At 71.8% G+C, this 7850-nt stretch carries 5 protein-coding genes; 4 read left to right on the top strand and 1 reads right to left on the bottom strand.

The window, feature by feature from the left end; all coding sequences use genetic code 11:
- Nucleotides 1–86: 86 nt before the first annotated feature.
- Nucleotides 87–1394, bottom strand: a complete 1308-nt coding sequence (locus CA983_RS37345; RefSeq protein WP_086605171.1) for a 3-oxoacyl-ACP reductase — start codon at nucleotides 1392–1394, stop codon at nucleotides 87–89.
- Nucleotides 1395–1488: 94 nt separating this feature from the next.
- On the opposite strand from CA983_RS37345, the gene CA983_RS37340 reads away from it, so the two are divergent.
- The 4 genes from CA983_RS37340 to CA983_RS37325 all read left to right on the top strand — a co-directional run.
- Nucleotides 1489–2772 (top strand): acetyl-CoA C-acetyltransferase, encoded by a 1284-nt coding sequence (locus CA983_RS37340; RefSeq protein WP_086605170.1) that lies wholly within the window; start codon nucleotides 1489–1491, stop codon nucleotides 2770–2772.
- A 264-nt stretch (nucleotides 2773–3036) separates the two neighbouring features.
- Complete coding sequence (locus CA983_RS37335; RefSeq protein WP_086605172.1) at nucleotides 3037–4920, top strand: AMP-dependent synthetase/ligase; 1884 nt, start codon at nucleotides 3037–3039, stop codon at nucleotides 4918–4920.
- Between the two features lie 138 nt (nucleotides 4921–5058).
- On the top strand, nucleotides 5059–6150 hold the full coding sequence (locus tag CA983_RS37330; RefSeq protein WP_167407535.1) for a sugar ABC transporter substrate-binding protein: 1092 nt from the start codon (nucleotides 5059–5061) through the stop codon (nucleotides 6148–6150).
- Nucleotides 6151–6375: 225 nt separating this feature from the next.
- Nucleotides 6376–7850 (top strand): FAD-dependent oxidoreductase (locus tag CA983_RS37325; RefSeq protein ID WP_086605168.1); only part of this gene is annotated, 1475 nt, incomplete at its 3' end.

The following is a 7850-nucleotide window of genomic DNA, read 5'->3' as shown; positions in this document are numbered from 1 at the left end:
GCGTTTGAAGGGGGACAGCAGGGCGCCGCGCGCGAGGAGCGGGGCGAGGGAGGGGGACCCGGTGAGGACGAGAGCGGCGTCGGCCATCACGCCCCCAAAAGGCTCTGGCCGCAGACGCGAACGACCTGGCCGTTGACCGCGCCCGAGGCCGGGTGCGCGAGCCAGGCGGTGGTCTCGGCGACATCGACCGGCAGACYGCCCTGCGCGAGGGAGTTCATGCGGCGGCCCGCCTCGCGGATGAACAGCGGGACGGCGGCCGTCATCTTCGTCTCGATGAAGCCCGGCGCCACCGCGTTGACCGTCACCCCGTGCTCGGCGAGCGCGCGCGGCGCGAGGGAGCGGACCAGACCGACGATGCCCGCCTTGCTCGCCCCGTAGTTGGTCTGGCCCGCGTTGCCGGCGATGCCCGCGATCGAGGCGGTCGCCACGATCCGGCCGCCCCGGTTCAGCGTCCCGGCCTTCAGCAGCGCGTCCGYCGTGCGCAGCACGCTCGCCAGGTTCACCTCCAGCACCGGCATCCAGCGCTCGGCGGGCATGTTCACCAGGCGCCGGTCCCGCGTGATGCCCGCGTTGTGGATCAGCAGGTCCAGGCCGTCCGGCAGGGCCTCGGCGATCCGCGCGCCCGCGTCGGCGGCCGTGATGTCGAGGAGCAGCGCGGTGCCGCCGAGCCGGTCGGCGACGCGCCGGGCGTCCTGCCCGGCCTGCGGCACGTCGAGGACGACGACCCCGGCCCCGTCCCGGGCGAGCGTCTCGGCGACCGCCTCACCGATGCCGCGCGCGGCACCGGTGATCAGGGCGGTGCGGCCGGCCAGGGGGCGGTCCCAGTCGACGGGCGTGGCGGGTTCCTCGCCCGCCCCGACCTCGATCACCTGGCCGCTCACATACGCCGACTTGGGCGACAGCAGGAAACGGAGGGTGGATTCGGCGGCCGGTGCGTCCGTGAGCCGGACCAGGTTCACGGTCCTGCCCCGGCCGATCTCCTTGCCCAGGGAGCGCGTGAAGCCCTCCAGGGCCTGCTGGGTGGCGGCCTGGTGATGGTCGGCGGGGTCGAGCGGCGCGCCGAGCACGATCACCCGCCCGCTCGGGGCGATTGACCGTACGACGGGGTGCAGGGCCGCGTGCACCTCGGCGAGCCCCTCGACGTCCCGCACTCCGCTCGCGTCCAGGACGACGGCCGCCGCCCGGTCGGAGCCGGCCGGGCCGATGCCCGTACGGGCGAGGACCGGGGCGAGGTCGAGGCCGGACCTGCCGGCGGTGAGGTGGAGGAAGCCGCCGTCGAGGGCGGGCCGCTCGGGGGACCAGCGGGTCAGCGCAGCGGGCTGGGGCAGGCCGAGCCGGCGGGTGAGGAAGCGGCCGGGCCCGGTGGCGGTGAAACTCAGATAGCGGTCGGCCATGGCGACTCCCAGCTCGGATGACTGCTCACACTTGCTTACTCCGGAGTAAGGTTACCGTAGGTAAGGCTACGTCGCAGACGAGGAGCGGGTCGAGATGAGCCCACAGAAGATGTCAGTCCGGCGCGTGGCGGTCGTCGGCGGAGCGCGCATCCCGTTCGCCCGCTCCGACGGCCCGTACGCCACCGCCTCCAACCAGCAGATGCTCACCGCCGCCCTCGACGGCCTGGTCGAGCGGTACGGGCTCCAGGAGCCGGGCGCGGTCGGCGAGTTCGTGGCCGGTGCGGTCCTCAAGCACAGCCGCGACTTCAACCTGGCCCGCGAGACGGTCCTCGGCTCGCGCCTGCACCCCACCACCCCCGCCTACGACATCCAGCAGGCCTGCGGCACCGGACTCCAGGCCGTCATCGCCGCCGCCAACAAGATCGCCCTCGGCCAGACCGAGTCGGCGGTCGCGGGCGGCGCCGACACGGCGAGCGACGCGCCCCTGGGCGTCAACGACTCCCTGCGCCGCATCCTGCTGGAGGCCCGCCGGGCGAAGTCGCTGGGCGGGCGGGTGAAGGCCCTGGCGAAGGTGCGCCCGGGCCACCTCGTGCCCGACATTCCGCGCAACGCCGAGCCGCGCACCGGCCTGTCCATGGGCGAACACGCCGCCGTCACCGCCCGCGCCTGGGGCATCGGCCGCGAGGCGCAGGACGAACTGGCGGCGGCCAGTCACCAGCGGCTGGCGGCGGCGTACGAACGCGGCTTCTTCCAGGACCTGGTGGTGCCCTTCCGCGGCCTGGCCCGCGACCAGAACCTGCGCCCCGGCTCGACCGCGGAGAAACTCGCCTCCCTCAAGCCGGTGTTCGGCCTCGGCCACCCCGACCCGACCATGACGGCCGGGAACTCGACCCCGCTGACGGACGGGGCGGCGACCGTCCTCCTGGCGAGCGAGGAGTGGGCCCGCGAGCGCGGCCTGGAGCCACTGGCGTATCTCACCGCGTACGAGACGGCGGCCGTCGACTTCGTCGGCGGGGACGTCGCCGGCGGCGAGGACGGGCTGCTCATGGCACCCGCGTACGCGGTCCCGCGCATGCTGGAGCGGGCCGGACTCGGCCTGGCCGACTTCGACCTGGTGGAGATCCACGAGGCCTTCGCCTCCCAGGTGCTGGCGACGCTCGCGGCCTGGGAGAAGCGGGGCCTGGGCACGGTGGACCGCGCCCGGCTGAACGTCGCCGGCTCCTCCCTCGCCACCGGCCACCCCTTCGCCGCCACCGGCGCCCGGATCGTGGCGACCCTGGCCAAACTGCTCACCGAACGGGACGCGCCCGCCCGCGGGTTGATCTCCATCTGTGCGGCGGGCGGACAGGGGGTGACGGCGATCCTGGAGCGGGCCTGACGACGGCGAGCCGAACGTGAAGGTCCCTCACGTAACCCCCGAGAATGCACAGGCCTGGCCCCGGATCATCCCCGAACCCGCACGAACCCGCCACGTGAGGCCCGTACGATCCCGTTCCTACCGGCAGTAACCCCTTTCTGGGGATTCAACCGGTTGAGCGCCTCGGCGTGCGAGGCACGTACGTATCGCAGCAAGCAGTTCCTTCGCTGCGCGCCCCAGGAGCCGCCCGTGTCCACTGCCCATCCCTCCTCCGCCTACGGCGACATGTACGGCGGACCGGTCCTGGTCGAGCCCGAGACACGGCGGCTGGACGGGGCGGTGCGAGAGGCGTCCGTACCGCCGCTGGCGCCGCCGTGGACCCACGGGTCGCTCGCCGACCTGCCGTTCGACAACGCGAGCGCGAACCCGGACGGCGTGGCGCTCAGCCGCAAGGACGCCGACGGGCGCTGGAGCGACGTCACGGCGGCGCGGTTCGCCGGCCAGGTGCTGGCCGTGGCGAAGGGACTGATCGCCGAAGGGCTGATGCCCGGCGACCGGATCGCCGTGATGGCCCGCACGATCTACGAGTGGACGGTCCTGGACTTCGCGGCCTGGGCGGCCGGACTCGTGACGGTCCCCATCTATCCCACCTCCTCCGTCTTCCAGGCCCGCTGGATCCTCCAGGACTCCGGCGCGGTCGCCCTGGTCACCGAGTTCGCCGGGCAGGCCGCCGCACTCGGCCCGGAGCGGGAACGCCTGCCCGACCTGAGGCACATGTGGGTCGTGGAGAAGGGGCACGTGGACCGGCTGGCGGAAGCCGGCGCCCACCTCTCCGACCAGGAGGTGGAGGTGCGGCGCGGCATGCTGGGCCCCGACACCCTCGCCACCCTCGTCTACACCTCGGGCACCACCGGCCGCCCCAAGGGCTGCGCGCTCACCCACGGCAACTTCTTCGCCGAGGTCGACAACGCGATCGAGCTCCTCTACCCCGTCTTCAGGGCCAAGACCAGCGAAGAGGCCTCGGTCCTGCTGTTCCTGCCCATGTCCCACGTGTTCGGGCGCATGGTGGCGATCGCCTGCGTCCGCGCCCGCGTACGGCTGGGCCACGCGCCGAGCATCAAGGCGGACGACCTGCTCCCGGACCTGGCGAGCTTCCGGCCGACCTGTCTGATCGCCATCCCGTACATGCTGGAGAAGGTCTTCAACTCGGCTCGCGCCAAGGCCGAGGCGGCCGGCCGGGTGACGTCCTTCGACCGCGCGGCGGCGGTGGCGCAGCGCTACGGCGAGGCGATGGAGGCCCAGCAGACGGGCACCGGCCCCGGCCCCTCCCGCGCCTTGAGGACCGCCCGGGTCTTCTACGACCCCCTGGTCTACCGCCGTATCCGCAACGCCATGGGCGGCAGGGTCCGCTACGCCATCTGCGGCGGCTCACCCCTGGGCCGCCGCCTCGCCGCGTTCTACGCCGGAGCCGGCATCGAGATCTTCGAGGGCTACGGCCTGACGGAGACCACGGGCGCGTCGACCGTCACCCCGCCCCTGAAACCCCGCCTGGGCACGGTCGGCTGGCCCCTGCCCGGCACCCGCGTCCGTATCGCCGCCGACGGCGAGGTCCTCCTCGCCGGCGACCACGTCCTGCGCGGCTACTGGGACCCCCAGGCCGGTGGTGTCGTACCCGCCGCCCCCGACGGCTGGCTCGCCACCGGCGACATCGGTGAACTGGACGACGAGGGCTACCTGACCATCACCGGCCGCAAGAAGGAAATGCTGATCACCGCGGGCGGCAAGTCCGTCGCCCCGGCACCCCTGGAGAACTGGCTGCGTTCCCACCCGCTGATCTCCCAGTGCCTCGTCCTCGGCGACGGCCGCCCCTACGTCTCCGCCCTGATCACCCTCGACGAGGCCGGCGTCACCCACTGGCGCCGCATGAACGGCAAACACCCCGTCCCGCCCAAACTCCTCGTCGACGACGAGGAACTCCGCGCCGTCATCCAGCGCGCCGTCGACGAGGCCAACAAGATGGTCTCCCGCCCGGAGTCGATCCGCCGCTTCGCGATCCTCCCCGAGGACTTCACCGAAGAGGCGGGCCACCTCACCCCGTCGATGAAGCTCCGCCGCGAGGCGGTGATGCGCTCCTTCGCGGCGGAAGTGGAGGGTCTGTACACGCGATGAGGCACCTTTGCGATCTCTTCACACGGGGTTCTTGACGCCGCACGGCGTCTCCCCGTTGGCTTTCTAGCCATCTCGTCGCGATGCTCCCCCCATCGGAAGGCACCACCAGTGAAAGCGCGTACCACCCGTCGGCCCGCTGTGCGTCCCCTCTCCATAGCCCTGGCGGTCACCGTGTCGGCCCTGTCCCTCACCGCCTGCGGCGGCGGGAGTGACGACTCCACGGGCGTGAAGAAGGGCAACGACATCACGGTGGGTCTGCTGCTGCCCGACCGGGACACGGCACGCTTCGAGAAGTTCGACTACCCCCTGATCAAGGAAGAGGTCGCCTCCCTCACCGAGAACCAGGGCAAGGTCAAGTACGCCAACGCCGAGGCGAGCGTCTCCAGACAGAGCAAGCAGTTCCAGCAGATGATCGACGACAAGGTCGACGTCATCCTGGTGGACGCGCTGAACTCCAAGACGATCGCCTCGGACGTGCAGAAGGCCAAGGACGCCGGCATCCCGGTCATCGCCTACGACCGGCTCGCCGAGGGCCCGATCGACGCGTACGTCTCCCACGACAACGAACTCGTCGGACAGGTGCAGGGCCGCGCGATCGTCGGGGAGCTCGGCGACAAGGCCGAGAAGAGCAAGGTCGTCATGATGAACGGCGACCCCGCCGACCCGAACACGGCACGGTTCAAGGACGGCGCGCTCAGCGAACTCCAGGGCGCGGTCGACATCGTCCAGCAGTACGACACCAAGGAGTGGAAGCCCTCGATCGCCAAGGCGAACATGAAGAAGGCGATCCAGAGTGTCGGGCTGAACAACATCGCCGCCGTCTACTCCGCCAACGACGGCATGGCGGGCGCCGTCATCGAGGCGCTGAAGGAGGCGGGCGCCACCAGGATCCCGCCGGTGACCGGGCAGGACGCCAACCTGGACGCGGTGCAGCGGATCGTGTCGGGGGAGCAGTACATGACCGTGTACAAGTCGTTCCTGCTGGAGGCGACGAACGCCGCGAAGATCGCGGTGGCCAAGGTCCAGGGCCGCTCGATCGAGTTCGCCGCGCTGACCAGGGAGACGGTCGACAGCCCTACGGAGAAGGCCATCCCGGCGATGCTGGTGCCGGTGGTCGCCCTCACCAAGGACAACATCAAGGAGACGGTGATCACGGACGGGGTGTACACCGTCAAGGACATCTGCGCCCCGAAGTACAAGGCGGACTGCGAGGCGATCGGCCTCGACTAGAAGCTCCAACGGGCATCAGGGCCTGGCTCTTGACTTCGCGAGGTGCCCGCGCGACATTCCCCACCCCTTGAGGTGTCCTGTCGCGCTGGAGAAGTCATGACCACTGACATGAACTCCGCACCACCCGCTGGTTCGCCTGGTTCCTCTGGTTCCTCTGGTTCGCCTGGTTCCTCTGGTTCTCCCGGTTCCTCTGGTTCCCCTTCTGGTTCTCCTTCCCGAAGACGAGTGCTGGCCGGTGCCGCGGGGGCCGGCCTCGCGGTCGCCGCCGGAGTGCAACGAGGCGCCCACGCCGCCGACTTACCCCCGCTCGGTACGTACGACGTCGTCGTCATCGGCTCCGGCGCGGCCGGGATGACCGCCGCGCTGACCGCCGCCGGGCAGGGGCTGAGCTGCGTCGTCGTGGAGAAGGCCCCGACCTTCGGCGGCTCGACCGCCCGCTCCGGTGCCGGGATCTGGATCCCGAACAACCCGGTGATCCTCGCGGCCGGCGTCCCCGACACCCCGGCCAAGGCCGCCGCCTACCTCGCCGCCGTCGTCGGCCCGGAGGTCCCCGCCGACCGGCAGCGCGCCTTCCTCACCCACGGCCCGGCGGCGATCTCCTACGTCATGGCCCACAGCCCCCTGCGCTTCCGCTGGATGGAGGGCTACAGCGACTACTACCCCGAACTGCCCGGCGGCCTGGCGAACGGCCGCTCCATCGAGCCCGACCAGCTCGACGGCACGATCCTCGGCGCCGAACTGGCCCGCCTGAACCCGCCGTACATGGACGTCCCCGCCGGCATGGTGGTCTTCAGCGCGGACTACAAGTGGCTGGCCCTGGCCGCGGTGAACGCCAAGGGGGCGGCCGTGGCCGCACAGTGTCTGGCGCGCGGGACGGCGGCGGCCCTGCGGGGTGAGAAGCCGCTGACCATGGGCCAGTCACTGGCGGCCGGCCTGCGGGCGGGACTGCGGTCGGCCGGGGTTCCGGTGTGGCTGAACACGCCCTTGACCGACCTGCACGTCGAGAACGGCACGGTCACCGGCGCCGTGGTCACCCGCGACGGCGCCCCCGGCCTGATCCGCGCCCGCCGGGGCGTGATCGTCGGCTCCGGCGGCTTCGAGCACAACGCCGCGATGCGCGACCGCTACCAGCGACAGCCCATCGGCACGGACTGGACGGTCGGCGCCAAGGAGAACACCGGCGACGGGATCCGGGCGGGTGAGCGGCTCGGCGCGGCGCTCGACCTGATGGACGACGCCTGGTGGGGCCCGGCCATCCCGGTCCCGGGCCAGCCGTACTTCTGCCTCGCCGAACGCACCCTGCCCGGCGGCCTGCTGGTCAACAGGTCGGGCAGGCGCTTCGTCAACGAGGCCGCGCCCTACAGCGACGTCGTCCACACCATGTACGACGTCCACGACACGGACCCGGCCATCCCGTCCTGGCTGATCGTCGACCAGAACTACCGCAACCGGTACCTCTTCAAGGACGTCCTGCCGGCCCTGCCCTTCCCCGGCGACTGGTACGACTCGGGCGCCGCGCACAAGGCCTGGACCCTGGACGCCCTGGCCGCGTCCATCGGCGTCCCGCCGGCGGCCCTGCGTACGACGGTCGACCGCTTCAACTCCCAGGCACGGCAGGGCGAGGACCCCGACTTCCACCGCGGCGACAGTGCTTACGACCACTACTACACGGACCCCTCGGTCGCCCCGAACCCCTGCCT

Source organism: Streptomyces swartbergensis (genome assembly GCF_002148965.1).
GTDB lineage: Bacteria > Actinomycetota > Actinomycetes > Streptomycetales > Streptomycetaceae > Streptomyces > Streptomyces swartbergensis.
The sequence above is the reverse complement of the archived record's forward strand: the minus strand, read 5'-3'. Positions and strand labels throughout refer to the sequence as shown.

Bases quoted from the DNA above. Each gene is read 5' to 3' on its own strand.
- CA983_RS37340 (WP_086605170.1), top strand. From the start codon at position 1,489: ATGAGCCCACAGAAGATGTCAGTCCGGCGCGTGGCGGTCGTCGGCGGA.
- CA983_RS37335 (WP_086605172.1), top strand. From the start codon at position 3,037: ATGTACGGCGGACCGGTCCTGGTCGAGCCCGAGACACGGCGGCTGGAC.